Source organism: Solibacillus sp. FSL W7-1324 (assembly GCF_038008025.1).
In the GTDB taxonomy this organism is placed as follows: domain Bacteria; phylum Bacillota; class Bacilli; order Bacillales_A; family Planococcaceae; genus Solibacillus.
Genome location: NZ_JBBOYH010000001.1, coordinates 772,885 through 788,693, shown reverse-complemented (window position 1 = coordinate 788,693; position 15,809 = coordinate 772,885). Strand labels below are relative to the sequence as shown.

Here is a 15,809-nt window from a genome sequence, read left to right as displayed (position 1 = left end):
ATTCATACTTACAAAGTCGAATTTAACGTCAAAATGAAGTTAATTTAAGTGCTAATCTATAAATTACCCGTACTTAATCTAGTTGGAGCACATTTTCACGCAATGCATCCAAATCCAGCGGACCAATAATCTGCTTTTGAATTTTCCCTGCTGTATCAATCATGTACGTTGTCGGCATTGTCAAAATTTCATATTGAAAGGCGACTGCTTCAGTTTGTTCCAGTACGATTGGGAAGGTAATCTTATAACTTTTTAAAAACTGCTCCACACGCTCCAGCTTTTCATTTGCATATGTCATATTAACACCGACAATCTCCACATTGTCTTCTTTACGATATTTTTCGTAGTATTTTTGCATATGCGGCATTTCAGCTTCGCATGGCGGACACCAAGTCGCCCAGAAGTTCAGTACAACACGCTTCCCTCTCAGCTCCGAAAGCGTCAGTGGCTCCCCTTGTAAATTATATAATGTAAAATCCGGTGCAAACTGACCTTTTTCAAGACCCACTTCTTCTTCCGGTTCCACTTCTTTTCCTAATGCATAGTCGTTGATTGCAGTACTCTGATCGATTTCAGCTTTTATGTAAGTGCCAAGCATTGTAATGACAAGCACTAAAATAATACCGATTCCAATATTTTTCTTCATCAACATCACCCCACCATTTCTTCCTACTAGTACATTATCATAACTTTCAAGTTTTTATTCAAACTGGAAAAATTTCTTTTAAAACTGCAGAGGAAAAACTCCATAAATAAATACATAAATACTTCTATCAAATGTGATTAATTATTATTAAAAACGGGTATTTTAAATATACATATTTTAATATGAATATATAGTCTTATTACAATAGTCCTTAAAATAAGATTTGAATAATTAAATTTCAGTTCATTTATAAGTAAATATACATAATAATTAGCAAACATATTAACTTGATTATGGCTATTCTTACGGAGTTCCTATGATAGTGAATCAATTGACGGTAAATCGGTTAGCTTCTATTATTAATAAATTAATTACTACAATTAAAAATAATGAAAAAATTCCAAACACTGAATTTATCTATGAAGATGCCCATACTTACTTCAGAAGAATTAAATTTTAGTCCAGTTTAAACAAGGGGAACTTTTATGGGAAAATTTTATCAAGAAGTTTTAATGAACGGTATTAAAGATATGGTCTTTATTCTTAAAGTTGTAAACGATGATTTCCGCTTTCAGTTTGTTAATACCGCTGCGATGGAACGACTAAATTTGTCTAACCGGATTATAGGCTCAAGCATTTTGGATATCGAGCCAAAGGAAAAAGGAAATTTTTTATATAAGCAGTACAGCCAAGTTGTTGAAAGTAAAAAAAGCTATACTTACGAAGATATTTACGAAGAGAGCGGAAAAAAGTATTATGCTGAAACCGTTTTAAGCCCATTTTTTGATGAAAAAGGCGCTGTAGATCAAATCATAGCCGTTGTTCGCGATATTACACAGGAAAGAAAAGCACTATCAAATGCTATGGAAATGATCAATAGCCTTGCTGAAAGTAATGAGCGTTACCATTCTTTATTTTTCCATAATACGGACGGCATTTTTGTTTTAAATAAGATGGGTTATATTACTGATGGAAACGAAGCAAGTGAACATATTACCGGGTATAAAATAAAGGAACTGTTCGGTAAACCTCTTAAAGAGCTGGTGGACAAAGAAGATTCCGGCAACTTCGAACATCTAATAAATGAAGCACTAAAAGGAACGAATCAAAGCGGAGATTTAATCTTCAAAAATAAAGACGGCCAGCAGGTTAACATCATTTTTAAAATCATCCCACTTTTAATCGATGAGAAAATCATTGGACTATACGGAATTTTGAAAGATGTTACGGAACAGATTCAAAGCATTAATAAGCTGGAAGAAAGTGAAAAACGGTTCCGCATTATTGCAGAAAATGCCCATGACTTAATTACAGTTGTTAATAAAGACGGCGAAATTACATATGTTTCCCCTTCTTATAAAAAGATATTAGGTTACTGCAATCAGGAATATCTTGAAAAAAGCTTCCTTCATAATGTCCATACAGAGGATCAGGAACGACTAGTAGAAGTTGTCAGTAAATCGATCTATACTGGTGAACCTTTTACTATTCAATTTAGACAAAAAAATGCTGAAGGAAATATGATCTGGTGTGAATCCATCGGAAATCCGGTGTTCAATCATTATAATGCCTTTCAATATCTGGTTGTGCTTACCCGAGACATAACTTTAAGAAGAGAATATGAAGCTAAATTAAAATATTTCGCTTATCACGATAGCTTAACCAATCTTCCGAACCGACTTTATTTTAAGGAACAATTTGCTTTTGCAAAGGAACAGTTTCTAACAAATCATACGCCTCTTGCCTTAATACTTTTAGATATTGACCACTTTAAACAGATCAATGATAACTATGGCCATGATACAGGTGATGCGGTTATTAAAGAATTTGGCGCTCGTATTAAAGCCGCGATCCGGGATCATGACTTGGTGGCAAGATTAGGCGGAGATGAATTTGTTATTCTGCTCTCAAACATTCCAAGCTCTCAAAATGCGCTGGAAATTGCAGAGAGAATTAACCAAACTATTCGGCAGCCATGGAAACTGAATGGCCATACTTTATCAGTTACAACAAGCATGGGGATTGCAACATCGTCCTGTCAACAGAACTTCACCGAATCCAGCTTAATGAAAAAAGCCGACATTGCCTTATATGAGGCTAAAAAAAGCGGTAAAAACTGCTATAAATTATATGATAACGGTAACTTTCCCAGCCTTTCTTCATAAACACATAAAAAGACCAAACTTTAATCAAAGTTTGGTCTTTTCTCTATGTTACAGTGAAATATAATTTAATGGGTTTACAGCGTTTGAACGACTGCCGTTCCATTCACCGACATGAATTTCAAAGTGTACATGCGGTCCTGTTGAGTTCCCTGAATTCCCTAGGCGTGCAATTTGCTGGCCTTTCGAAACAGATGCACCAACACTTGTATTAAATCCACTTAAATGGGCATACGTTGTTGTAAATAATTGGCCTTCAATTGAGTGAGTCACCATAACAACATTACCGTAACCATTCATCGAACCAACATAAGATACTACGCCATCTGCTGCTGCAACAACCGGTGTTCCGATTGAGTTGGCAATATCAACACCTAAGTGATTCTTACTTCCGATCGGTCCAATATCACGTCCGCCGAACCCTGATGTGAAACGGCCCGCTGCCGGTCTTGTCCAATGTCCTGACGAAACAACCGGCAAGTTACCGGAACTTACAGAACTATTACTGCTGCTTTGTTTTTTCTTTTTAGCAGCCGCAGCTTCCAATGCTTTTTGACGGGCAACTTCTGCTAATCGGCGTTGTTCTTTAAGGAACTTCTCTTCAAGTTCTTTACTTAATTCCACTTTATCATGGTACTGTTCTTTTAAATCTGTCTTCTCAGCACGTAATTTCGCTTCTTCTTTTTCAAGCTCCGCTACTAAACGTTTCTTTTCTTTCTTTTGGTTGTTTAATGAAGCCATCAAACTCTTTAATTCTGCTTTATTCGCTTCAAGATTTTCTTTCTTCTTCACAAGCTCCAGCTTTTGAACTTCAAGCTTTTCCTGGTCTTCTTTTTGCTCACGCATAATTTGACGGTCAGCGTCCATAAGTGTGCTTACAGCAGAAAAACGATCGATAAAGTCTACGAAACTATTTGCTCCAAGCAGGACGTCAAGGTAGCTTACTGTACCGGATGACTGTATTGCGCGGGCACGTTCACGTAATAGCTCGTTACGCTGTTCGATCTTCTCTTTTAATTCTGCGATTCCATCTTCTAAAATAGAAATCTCTTCGTTTGCAATTTCAATATCCAATTCGACAACGGCAATTTTATGGTTCGTTTCATTAATTTCCCCACCAAGTTGCTCCAGTTGTGAAATGATTTTTTGCTGTCTGTTTTGATTTGTTTGAATCTCATTTGTTTTTTGTTCAAGCGATTTATTAATTGTTTTCTTCTCTGCTTCGAGTTGACTACGCTCTTTTTTCAGTTCATCTAATGTTGCTGCAGATGCTGCTGCCGGTATTTGAACAAATAGCGCTAGCGCAAGGACTGCAGATACGGTTTTAAATGAACGCGTCGTTAGCTTCTTCAAAAACTTTTCCCCCTAAATGCATGGGTAAGAGTGGCTCTTTTTATCTCAAAAAACGAGCCACTTCCCACTATTTTCGTCATTGTCAATTTTGCCTTGGCAATGTGTGACAGTCGCTGAAAGAAGTTATACTTTTAAAAACTTACGAACTGACATAAAACTACCCCATATACCGATGAACATCCCAATGAAAATAATTAATGCGTTCACCTGATACATAAGTGGTGTTACTTCTAATAATTGGAACAATTCCCCTTTTAATCGAGGTGCCAATAAATCATAAATATTATAATAAGCAATTGTAACGGCTGCGACCGGAATGATTGATCCAATCAAACCAAGCCACATTCCTTCCAATACAAATGGAATGCGGACGAAAGAATTTGTAGCCCCTACAAGCTTCATAATTTCAATTTCATCTTTACGTGCAATAATCGTAATGCGAATTGTATTAGAGATTAAGAACATTGCTGTAAACAGCAGGCCTAAAATTAATACGAGTCCAACATTACGAGCGATTTCCAAGAAGTTAAATAGTTTCTCTACTTTACCCTCGCCATATTTTACTTCAAATGTATTGTCCAAGCTATCAATCTGCTTAGCGACATCAGCTGTTTTCAGAGGATCGACAGCTTTGACATACAGTACATTATATAACGGGTTGTTCTGTTCGAATAAACTTAATTCATCACCAAAATCTTTGATTAACTTACTTAATTCCTGTTCTTTTGAAGAATATGTAACTTCTTCGACATCCGGCATATTATGAATCTCGTCAAGAAGCTGTTCTTCTGCAAGTTTTGCTTCTTCCGCTTCCGGAATAATATCGATCATGACACGAATTTCAACATCGTTCTCCAAATCGGAAGCGACTTTGTTTAAATTCATCATGATTGCAGCAAATACACCGACCAATAATAATGTGACCGTTACAGCACTGATTGAAGCGAGTGTCATCCAGCTGTTACGGCCCAATGATTTAAAACTCTCACGGAAATGACGGGCAATTGTTCTAGTTTTCATAGCCGTAGTCACCTCCGTACTCGTCACGGACGATCATTCCGCCTTCAATGGCAATAACTCTTTTACGCACAGTATTTACGATTTCACGGTTATGTGTTGCCATTAAAATTGTTGTACCTTGGCGATTGATTTCTTCAAAAATATTCATAATTTCCCACGAAGTTTCCGGGTCTAAATTCCCTGTAGGCTCGTCCGCAATCATCACTTTCGGACGGTTCACAATCGAGCGGGCAATTGCAACGCGCTGCTGTTCCCCACCTGACAGCTCATTTGGCAGCATCCGCACTTTATGCTTCAATCCCACCAGTTCGAGTACTTCCATTACCCGTTTACGGATAACACTTGGCTGTTCTTCAATTACTTCCATCGCGAACGCTACATTTTCATACACTGTTAAGCGCGGCAATAATTTAAAGTCCTGGAAGACGACACCAAGATGACGGCGTAAATGGGGTACGCGATTGTTTTTTAGCGTTCTCAAATTAATGCCATTAATGATGACATCGCCGGAAGTCGGTTTTTCTTCGCGGTACATCAACTTAATGAATGTCGATTTACCTGCTCCACTCGGGCCAACTATATAAACAAATTCGCCCTTTTTTATATGAACCGTAATCCCGTTAGCGGCGACGACCCCATTAGGATACTTCTTCACTACATTATTCATTTCAATCATTCACGAAACCACCTAAGCTCAATATCTAGTATTTTAAATTTTAGTCTTACCCATTATAGCATTTTCAGGCTCAAATTTTATTACATTTTCTTTTCAATGTAAGCCCCGCCTCGTTTTCAAGCCCTCTGGACCGTCATGACAACATTGTAAAAATTCAATTGTCGCTAAATTTTCATCCAAATATACTCGTTTTTGGGTTTTCGTAATGTAATTGTTAAAGTATGAAATGTTCTTAATATAACAAAATACTCTACACTATTTTTAATTATTCGACGTTGTCAGTGAAAACCCTTCTCAATATTTGGATTATTATGGTATTTTTAGGGAGTTTTTTAGAAAGAGCATTTTTCCCTGTAGGAATGCGGCAGTTTGTGACTTTTTATTGGAGATTTCTCGGAAAACAAAAAAATTAAAGGCATCCAAATTCTATGTTAGAAAATGGATGCCTTTTGATATAATTTATGTTGCTCTTAGGAAATCGAACCCTATGCCTTGGTTAATAGAATCCTGGTCTATTGCAGTGTATAACGTACGAGCACTGTACCTGTACGAGATTCTCCTACTAATTTCAGAAGTTTTGCACCTTCCAGTTCTTTTGAGAAGCGAACCGATTTTGACAGGAATTGCTCCTCTTCTTCTGTAATAAGCGCATCACTTAAACCGATATCTGCTTTACCGAAGTTTGAGAAAACCTGGCCGTCCAGCGCAACGGTTTTCGGAACATAAATTTCAACTGAACCCGCAAGGGCACGTGCCTTGATTTTGTGCGCTTCTGCACTCGTTGTTGTAATGACAACATGTCCATTCATTGATTCTGCTTCAATTTCGTTTAATTCGCCGTCCACATAAATACGACCATTCGCTGTGCCGATTTCCAAATCATCACCTTTTATTTGACGGGCTTCTACTGCACCATTGCTCGTTTGCAGTTCCGCATGATCGAATGTTGCATTTTCCAAACGGATGACACCGTTATGAGTACGTGCTTTTACTAGCTTTGCATCAACCTTTTCGATTGAAACACTACCTGTTAATAATTTTGCAATGACGACATCATAATGTTTTTCTGGAATAGCTACTTGTACTTTCACTTGCGCAAATTTATTTGTTGACTGAATAAATAATTTGTCATTTGTCAGCTTTGACATGTTTTCCGTTGCCTGAGTAATCGTTTCTTCCTCATTACCTTTTAACGGTGTTTTCCCAGTGACATTGACAGTAACTAAATCATCCATAGCACGTACGATATCGACTTTACCGTTGGCGATTTCCAGCTCTACCCCTTTAACATCAGCTACAGGGTATGCGTACGTTTTCGTAAATTCCACTTTTTCTCCAAACGGTGTATCAATATCAAGCTCTTTGAACTTCGATAAGGCCGCACCGACCAATCCTGTCATACGTGTGCTGAATTGCGATAAATCCTGCTTAATATCGCCCATAAACTCGTCCATTTTTTTATTGAATTCTTTATCGTTAAATGACTTGCCGAAAATATCTTCAAATCCTGTTGTTTTACGTTTTTCTTTTTGCTCTTCAAAAACCGGTTCTGCCTTATGCGGCTCTTCCTCAAACTTTTCTTCAAAAACCGGTTGCTCGAATGGTGCAGTTTGTGCTGGAGTGGATTCCTTTTCCGACGACAATTTTTCCAGTAATACAATTGCCTCTTCTGCCGTAATTGTACCGCTTTCAACTAATTTTAAAATGCGCTTACGTTCTTCTTGCATAAAAAAATTCCTCCCTCTGCTTCGTATATAGTTATTATACGAGGAGGGAGGACGAAAAGTTTCGTTTGCGCTCTCAGTTTTTCAATCTATTTATTTTTCGCTTCTTTAATTCTTGATTCCATACGCTCACGGTCACGTTCGAGAATCGGTTTTAAATAACGTCCTGTATAGCTTTCCTCTACTTCAGCAATTTTCTCCGGCGTACCTGTCGCTAAAATGGTACCCCCACCTTCGCCGCCTTCAGGACCTAAATCGATAATATGGTCGGCTGTTTTGATGACATCAAGATTATGCTCAATAACAAGGACCGTCTCTCCGTTTTCAACTAAGCGCTGCAGTACAAGCAGTAGACGGGAAATATCATCCGCATGCAAACCGGTCGTCGGCTCATCCAAAATATAAAATGATTTGCCGGTTGAACGGCGATGCAACTCAGATGCCAATTTTACACGTTGTGCTTCCCCGCCGGATAATGTTGTGGCAGGCTGGCCAAGCTTCACATAACCAAGCCCGACATCGACAATTGTTTGCAGTTTCCGCTGGATTTTCGGTAAGTTCCCGAAAAACTCCAACGCATCTTCTACGGTCATTTCCAAAATATCGGAAATATTTTTATCCTTATATTTTACTTCCAGAGTTTCACGGTTATAACGCTTGCCGTGACAAACTTCACATGGCACATATACATCCGGCAAGAAGTGCATTTCAATTTTAATAATGCCGTCCCCGCGGCAAGCTTCACAACGTCCGCCTTTTACGTTGAACGAAAAACGCCCTTTTTTATAGCCGCGCACTTTCGCTTCATTCGTCATCGCAAAAACATCACGAATATCATCGAATACACCGATATATGTTGCAGGATTGGAACGTGGTGTACGGCCGATTGGCGATTGGTCCACATCGATTACTTTCTCCAGCTGTTCCAAACCTTCTATTGCTTTGTGCTTGCCAGGCTTCACTTTTGCCCGGTTCAGCTTTGATGCGAGTGACTTATATAAGATTTCATTTATCAATGTCGATTTACCGGAACCTGACACACCCGTAACGGCGATGAATTGACCTAATGGGATATCGACGCTGACATTTTTCAAGTTATTCTCGGAAGCGCCTTTAATCTTTATTTTTCGGCCATCTGATTTACGGCGTTCAAGCGGAAGCGGAATAAACTTCTTCCCGCTTAAATATTGGCCGGTAATTGACTCTTTGTTTTTCATTACTTGCTTTGGTGTCCCTTGTGCAATGACTTGACCGCCGTGCACACCGGCACCCGGGCCAATATCGATTAAGTGGTCTGCCGCCATCATCGTATCTTCATCATGTTCGACGATAATTAATGTATTGCCAAGATCACGCATATTTACAAGTGTATTGATTAACCGGTCATTATCACGCTGATGCAGCCCGATTGACGGTTCGTCCAAAATATAAAGAACCCCTGTTAGGCGGGAACCGATCTGTGTTGCCAGTCGAATCCGCTGTGCTTCCCCACCGGATAAAGTTCCGGCAGATCGTGCAAGTGTTAAATAATTTAATCCGACATCCAGTAAGAACTTCAGTCGTTCAATTACTTCGCGAATAATTAAATTCGCAATCTGGCGTTCTTTTTCCGTTAATTCTAGTGAACTAAAGAATTCATACATTTCCTGAATGGAGTGGCGTGTCGCTTCTGAAATGTTTTGGTCTTTAATTTTTACTGCCAGTGTTTCCTTTTTCAGACGGTGCCCTTTACAAGTAGCACAAGGCTGTTCCGTCATGTACTTTTGCATTGATTCACGTACATAATCTGAAGAGGAATCTTTAAAGCGGCGTTCGATATTCGCGATGACGCCTTCAAATTCAATATTTTTCTTATGCATGCTGCCGTAATCATTCGTATATTCGAATAGAATCTTTTCTTTTCCTGAACCGTATAAAATTTTATCCATTTTCTCTTTCGGAATATCTTTTACCGGTACATCCATCGGAATATTATAATGCTTGCATACGGATGCCAGCAGCTGCGGGTAATAGTTGGACGATACGGATTCCCATGGTGCAATCGCATTTTCAAGGAGTGTTAAATCCCAGTTGTGGATGACCAGATCGAGATCGGCCTTTGCCTTACTTCCAAGCCCGTCACACGTAGGGCAAGCCCCGAATGGACTGTTGAATGAAAACATGCGCGGTTCAAGTTCACCGATCGAAAATCCGCAAAGCGGACATGCATGATGCTCACTGAATAACAGCTCCTCATGATCGATAACATCGACAAGAACACGGCCATCCGCAATTCTGAGCGCTGCTTCCAGCGAATCACTTAATCGTGTTTCATTGCCCTCTTTTACGACAACGCGGTCCACGACTACTTCAATTGTATGTTTTTTATTTTTATCCAGCTCGATATTGTCATCGAGATCACGCAGTTCCCCGTTTACACGGATACGCACAAATCCTTGTTTTTTCAAGTCTTCTATCAGCTTTACATGTGTCCCTTTTTTCCCTTCGATAACAGGAGCAAGGAGCTGCATTTTCGTGCGCTCCGGATATTCCATCAGGCGGTCGACCATTTGTTCAACCGTCTGTGACGTAATTTCAATCCCATGGTTCGGGCAGTATGGTTTTCCGATACGCGCAAAAAGCAGTCGCAAATAATCGTAAATTTCCGTTACTGTACCGACAGTCGAGCGCGGATTGCGGCTCGTCGTCTTCTGGTCGATCGAAATAGCCGGTGACAGCCCTTCAATTGTATCGACATCCGGCTTGTCCATTTGTCCTAAAAATTGTCGTGCATATGCAGACAATGATTCGACATAACGACGCTGCCCCTCCGCATAAATCGTATCGAATGCCAGTGACGATTTACCAGAACCTGAAAGCCCTGTCACAACAACAATTTTATCGCGAGGAATTGTGACATCAATATTTTTTAAATTATGCGCTCGTGCACCTTGTACGACAATTTCTGTATTTTTCACATTGTTCACCCTTCTGCTTTCAATTCAAATATCATGTCACGTAATTCAGCCGCGCGTTCAAAGTCCAGCGCTTTTGCGGCTTCTTTCATTTCTACTTGCAATGTCTCAACAAGCTTCTCCAGCTCTTTTTTCGTCAGCTTTTTGCCGCCTGTTACTTTTGTAATATATGTTTCTTCCCCTTCCGCAGCTTGTGTAGCGCGGATAATCTCAGGAATCTTTTTAATAATAGTTTTCGGTGTAATCCCATGTTTTTCATTGTAGGCCATTTGAGTTTCACGACGGCGTTTCGTTTCACCGATCGCTTTTGTCATTGAATCCGTCATATTGTTGGCATACATGATGACATGACCGTTCGAGTTACGTGCAGCCCGTCCAATCGTTTGAATGAGTGAACGTTCCGAACGCAGGAACCCTTCCTTGTCCGCATCCAAAATCGCGACAAGGGAGACTTCGGGAATATCGAGACCTTCCCTTAATAAGTTAATGCCGATCAGCACATCATAAGTTCCTTTACGAAGCTCACGGATAATTTCGATCCGCTCCAATGTTTTGATTTCGGAATGCAGGTATTCTACTTTCAGACCCATTTCCTTTAAATAGCTTGATAAATCTTCAGACATCTTCTTCGTCAATGTCGTAACGAGTGTCCGTTCATTACGGCGGATACGCTCATGGATTTCATCGATCAGATCATCAATCTGCCCTTCAATCGGACGGATATCAATTGTCGGATCAAGCAGCCCTGTCGGACGAATAATCTGCTCCACCATTTCCGGTGTATGCTCCAATTCGTATGGACCCGGTGTTGCTGACACATAGATCGCCTGGCTTACCTTTGACTGGAACTCATCAAACATTAGCGGGCGGTTATCGAGTGCGGACGGCAGACGGAAACCATGTTCAACCAGTACCCCTTTACGAGCCTGGTCTCCATTATACATACCACGTACTTGCGGTAATGTAACATGGCTTTCATCAACGACTAGCAAAAAGTCTTCCGGGAAGTAATCGAGTAATGTATACGGTGTCGCCCCTGCTTCACGCAATGTTAAATGGCGCGAATAGTTTTCGATACCTGAACAAAAGCCCATCTCTTTCATCATTTCCAGATCATAGTTTGTCCGTTGTTCCAAACGCTGTGCTTCCAGTAATCGGTCTTCCGAACGCAATACTGCCAGACGCTCTTCCAGCTCTTTTTCAATATTTTCAATGGCCACTTTCATCTTCTCTTCACGGGTAACGAAGTGGGATGCTGGGAAAATCGCTACGTGCTGACGGTCCCCTAAAATTTCGCCCGTCAATGCATCCACTTCACGGATCCGGTCTACTTCATCTCCGAAAAACTCGATCCGGATACAGTGTTCATCGCGTGATGCCGGGAAAATCTCGACAACATCCCCACGTACTCGGAACGTACCACGTGTAAAGTTAATATCATTTCTTTCATATTGAATGTCGACCAGTTTTCTTAATAACTGGTTGCGCTCGATTTCCATCCCTGTACGAATGGAAACGACCATTTCACGATATTCTTCCGGATTACCGAGACCGTAAATACACGAAACGGACGCGATAATAATAACGTCTTTCCGTTCAAATAGAGCAGTCGTTGCCGAGTGGCGCAATTTATCGATTTCTTCATTAATACTTGAATCCTTTTCAATGTACGTATCGGTTTGCGGCACATACGCTTCCGGCTGGAAGTAGTCATAATAGCTGACAAAATACTCAACCGCATTGTCCGGGAAGAATTCTTTGAACTCACTATATAATTGGCCGGCCAGTGTTTTATTGTGTGCCATCACGAGCGTCGGCTTATTCACTTCTTTTATTACATTGGAAATCGTAAATGTTTTACCTGTCCCTGTCGCACCAAGCAATGTCTGGTGACGCTTGCCTTCTTTAACCCCTTGTACGAGCTGTTTAATCGCTTCCGGCTGGTCCCCGGCAGGCTGATAGGCGGACTTTATTGTAAAAGTTTCTGTCATATTCAGATTGTCCTTTCTGTCGCTTATGTTATGTTATGTTCTATTTTAACATACCCGTTTTTAATTTACGATAAAATTGCGAACGTACATTCGAATTTTGTATTGTGAGGGCGTTTTGAATTTATTAGAACTTTGGTAACAAATATTAGAAAACTACGGTGACTTATTTGAGGATTGTTGCCGGTTATTTGAAAATCCCGCGCACTTATTAGAAGAATTATCCTTTTTATTAGAAAATAACCTATTTATTAGAACTATTTTAGTTTTATTAGAAACTTTCAATCACTTATTAGAAAACAGCCGGAACCCGCTGCTTGCCCATAAAAAAAAAGCCACCTGAAGAGGGCGGCTCTTAAGAAACAGTTTCGAGTAACTCTTTTAATTCTGTAGTATAGCTGTGAAATGCTTGTTCGTTCTTTTGATCTAACGATGTATCGATAAGTAACTTTAATTGTTCAATACGTTGCATCCGCTGCAACCGACTAATAAATAAATCTAAATAAATTTCATTCAATAGCTTCTCTGCATGATGTTCAGTGGACTGCTGACTAACCGCTTTTAAAAAGTCTGTATACGAATAATATTTATCCATCGATATCACCTCGACCTCTTTTAACCATTATAAATTAAAAGTCATTTAATTTGCAATATATTCTGAAAAATTATCATATGACAGAATTTTCTAAATATAATGTTGATTTTTAGCAAATTATGCAGTAGTTTAGATGTATAGTGAAAATTTAAGCGATTAAAAAAGTAGGAAAGATAGGGGATACAAAATGATTAGTAATTTAACACAAAAAACCAATTACATTATTTCTAACTCTACCTTCTGTTTAAAGTCCTATCAGCAACGAGATAAAATTCACACTGCCATTTTGGACAAGTACGGTCAATCTACATCTCCGTATAAACCTTTAAAAATCATTCGGGATACGTGTCGTCTGCACGGAAGTTCCTATGACGCCAGCAAATATCAGGCGAGACGGTTTTTCGGAGAGAATAAGCATAAACTGCCGATAATGGTGGCCTATGATTTCGGGGATCCTTGCATTTTATTCCCGCTGTTTTCGCCGTTTTCACCTCAAAATGTTTGGTTATCCTTGAACCCTATTATTAATATTAGTGAAGACGGTGATAAAACGCTCGTTACATTTGTTGATAATACGGAGGTTAGTCTGGATATCAATATGAAATCATTCAATCAGCAATATGTACGTGCTGCGATGTACTATAAATATCTGCTATTACAGCGCAATGCCATCTTATAAGAGCATCAGCTTTTTTTAAAATATTCAGCAAGAAGTAACTCACTTTGATTACGAAGGCGAATATTCGAATATCTCCTACACTCCATGATCCCCCCAAAGTAAAAATGATACTCGGTAAACAAATCATCCGTTTTGCCTCTCACTAAGCGCATCTGATGAAGTTTAAAATAGTCCTTCGTTTCTTTTAAGTCATGCTCTATTTTGATACGTACAGCATCGATTAATTGCAAATAGGGATTTTTAAATTTGAACGGACTTTGCTCCACTATTGTGTAATCTTTCCCAAGAATAATTAACAGCAACGGCAAATAAATCCCAGCCTCATAATACGGAATCGTTTTAGAAGGAATTTGCAGCATACGAATACCTCCAATTAATAAGAACGTTTGTTCGTATATGTATTTTCACATATTTCATGAAATCTGACAAGAGGAAAATTGTTACTCAGCTTAAATTTCACTAAAAAACCGTGCCTTAGCATTTACTAAGGCACGGCTTTTAATTTTCTAATAGCAAGTCTGTGTTTTAGAGAGTTGTTATAAACTTACAACAAACCTTATTTATTATGTGCGTTTGGAAGAATCGATGCCGGAATCGGATTAACATACGAACCTTTTGTTTCAGCTAAAAACTCGCGTTTCGCCTCTTCAATCAGTTCCGGATTGGACAGTAAATCAACAGCTGTTGAAGCGAGCACTTTCGCTGCATATAAAAGTCCTTTATGCGCAATTGACGTTTTGCCCTGCGATACAAGCTGCCATGTATGTAATGGCGTACCAAATACAAAGCACGGTGCAAAGAATTGTCCAGTTGGAACGACCCAGCTCACATCTGCAACATCAGTAGAACCGGCCATTGTATAGTTAGATACTTCATATGGAACAATTTCATTTAAAAATACACCATCTGAATAGGCTTTATCAAAATCCATCGATTGAGATCCAGCTAATGTAGTGACTTCAGTTTTTGCTGCCGATATTTCATTTGGCTGTAGCGTATTGACCATTTGTTTAGCGTAGTTCCATTCATCGTTACTATATTCCGGCAAACCTATTTGTTGTAAATTTTTATATAGTAAACGGTTCAATGGATCATTCGGAATATAGTTAGAGCAAGCTTTATCAAACTTCACTGTTAGTTTAGTCTCTGTCATTAAAGCCGCACCTTCCGCAATTTTTATGACACGTTTATAAACATCGTCTACTTGCTGAATGTCTTTTCCACGAATGAGGTACAATACTTCCGCATTAGCCTGCACAACATTCGGTGAAAGTCCTCCAGTATTGGTTACAGCATAATGCATGCGAACATTCGAAGGAACATGCTCACGTAAATAGTTTACGCCAACATTCATTAATTCTACCGCATCAAGTGCACTGCGCCCTAATTCAGGCGAGTTGGCCGCATGACTAGCGATGCCTTCAAACTCAAAATATACTTGATAGTTTGCAAGAGAAGAATAACTAAAGACACTCGCAAATGAATTGGGGTGCCATGTAAGGGCAATATCCACATCATTGAATACACCTTCACGGACCATAAATGTTTTACCGGATCCCCCTTCTTCAGCAGGGCAGCCATAATACCGGATTTGCCCTTGAAGTTCGCCTTGTTCAATTAAGTCTTTTAATGCTAGTACTGCCCCAATGCCTGCTGTACCTAATAAGTTATGTCCACAACCATGTCCATTCCCGCCATCGATAACGGCTTGGCGCGTTGCACTGTGTGGTACTTGGCTCAGTCCCGGGAGCGCATCATATTCACCTAAAATACCAATTACAGGTCCCTCGGTTCCGAATGTAGCAACAAATGCTGTATCCATGCCGGCGATATTTTCAGTTACTTGAAAACCATGCTGACGTAAAAAAGTTGTCAGCAGTTCAACTGACTTCTGTTCCTCAAAACGTGTTTCGGCAATATCCCAAATTGAATTTGATAATGCTAGAATTTGCTCCTCATATTGTGTAATTAGTTGTTCGATTAAATTTTCATTGATGAGACTATTCATGGTG

At 39.5% G+C, this 15,809-nt stretch carries 12 protein-coding genes; 2 read left to right on the top strand and 10 right to left on the bottom strand.

The annotated features are described in order from the left end of the window. Nucleotides 1–73: 73 nt before the first annotated feature. Nucleotides 74–646, bottom strand: coding sequence for a peroxiredoxin family protein (locus MKY71_RS03685; RefSeq protein ID WP_340731652.1), 573 nt, complete (start codon nucleotides 644–646; stop codon nucleotides 74–76). Between the two features lie 485 nt (nucleotides 647–1,131). Here MKY71_RS03685 and MKY71_RS03680 point away from each other — a divergent pair, with 485 nt between their 5' ends. Then, the gene (locus MKY71_RS03680) at nucleotides 1,132–2,811 is read left to right on the top strand and encodes a diguanylate cyclase domain-containing protein (protein ID WP_340731651.1); all 1,680 of its coding nucleotides are present in this window, start codon (nucleotides 1,132–1,134) and stop codon (nucleotides 2,809–2,811) included. Nucleotides 2,812–2,859: 48 nt separating this feature from the next. On the opposite strand, the gene MKY71_RS03675 is transcribed toward MKY71_RS03680, so the two are convergent. The 7 genes from MKY71_RS03675 to MKY71_RS03645 all read right to left on the bottom strand — a co-directional run bounded on the left by MKY71_RS03675 (nucleotide 2,860) and on the right by MKY71_RS03645 (nucleotide 13,118). After that, on the bottom strand, nucleotides 2,860–4,161 hold the full coding sequence (locus MKY71_RS03675; protein ID WP_340731650.1) for a murein hydrolase activator EnvC family protein: 1,302 nt from the start codon (nucleotides 4,159–4,161) through the stop codon (nucleotides 2,860–2,862). A 123-nt stretch (nucleotides 4,162–4,284) separates the two neighbouring features. Beyond that, a complete protein-coding gene (gene ftsX, locus MKY71_RS03670; RefSeq protein WP_339175290.1) occupies nucleotides 4,285–5,181 on the bottom strand; it encodes a permease-like cell division protein FtsX in 897 nt (298 codons plus the stop codon). Then, nucleotides 5,171–5,857: a cell division ATP-binding protein FtsE gene (ftsE, locus tag MKY71_RS03665; RefSeq protein ID WP_008403596.1), complete on the bottom strand. Its 687-nt coding sequence runs from the start codon at nucleotides 5,855–5,857 to the stop codon at nucleotides 5,171–5,173. Before ftsE ends, ftsX begins: the two co-directional genes overlap by 11 nt. A 512-nt stretch (nucleotides 5,858–6,369) precedes the next feature. Next, nucleotides 6,370–7,584 carry a DUF4097 family beta strand repeat-containing protein gene (locus MKY71_RS03660; RefSeq protein WP_340731649.1) on the bottom strand — a complete coding sequence of 405 codons (1,215 nt, stop codon included), beginning with the start codon at nucleotides 7,582–7,584 and terminating at the stop codon, nucleotides 6,370–6,372. An 86-nt stretch (nucleotides 7,585–7,670) separates the two neighbouring features. Next, nucleotides 7,671–10,538 (bottom strand): excinuclease ABC subunit UvrA, encoded by a 2,868-nt coding sequence (uvrA, locus tag MKY71_RS03655; RefSeq protein WP_340731648.1) that lies wholly within the window; start codon nucleotides 10,536–10,538, stop codon nucleotides 7,671–7,673. 5 nt (nucleotides 10,539–10,543) lie between these two features. Next, nucleotides 10,544–12,526, bottom strand: a complete 1,983-nt coding sequence (gene uvrB / locus MKY71_RS03650; protein WP_340731647.1) for an excinuclease ABC subunit UvrB — start codon at nucleotides 12,524–12,526, stop codon at nucleotides 10,544–10,546. Nucleotides 12,527–12,878: 352 nt separating this feature from the next. Beyond that, a complete protein-coding gene (locus tag MKY71_RS03645; RefSeq protein ID WP_079524745.1) occupies nucleotides 12,879–13,118 on the bottom strand; it encodes an IDEAL domain-containing protein in 240 nt (79 codons plus the stop codon). 187 nt (nucleotides 13,119–13,305) lie between these two features. On the opposite strand from MKY71_RS03645, the gene MKY71_RS03640 reads away from it, so the two are divergent. Next, on the top strand, nucleotides 13,306–13,797 hold the full coding sequence (locus MKY71_RS03640) for a competence protein ComK (protein ID WP_340731646.1): 492 nt from the start codon (nucleotides 13,306–13,308) through the stop codon (nucleotides 13,795–13,797). 5 nt (nucleotides 13,798–13,802) lie between these two features. Here the strand turns inward: MKY71_RS03640 and MKY71_RS03635 are convergent, their stop codons facing one another. Next, the gene (locus MKY71_RS03635; RefSeq protein ID WP_079524743.1) at nucleotides 13,803–14,156 is read right to left on the bottom strand and encodes a hypothetical protein; all 354 of its coding nucleotides are present in this window, start codon (nucleotides 14,154–14,156) and stop codon (nucleotides 13,803–13,805) included. A 197-nt stretch (nucleotides 14,157–14,353) separates the two neighbouring features. Further along, nucleotides 14,354–15,805: a M20 family metallopeptidase gene (locus MKY71_RS03630; RefSeq protein WP_340731645.1), complete on the bottom strand. Its 1,452-nt coding sequence runs from the start codon at nucleotides 15,803–15,805 to the stop codon at nucleotides 14,354–14,356. Nucleotides 15,806–15,809: the final 4 nt, after the last annotated feature.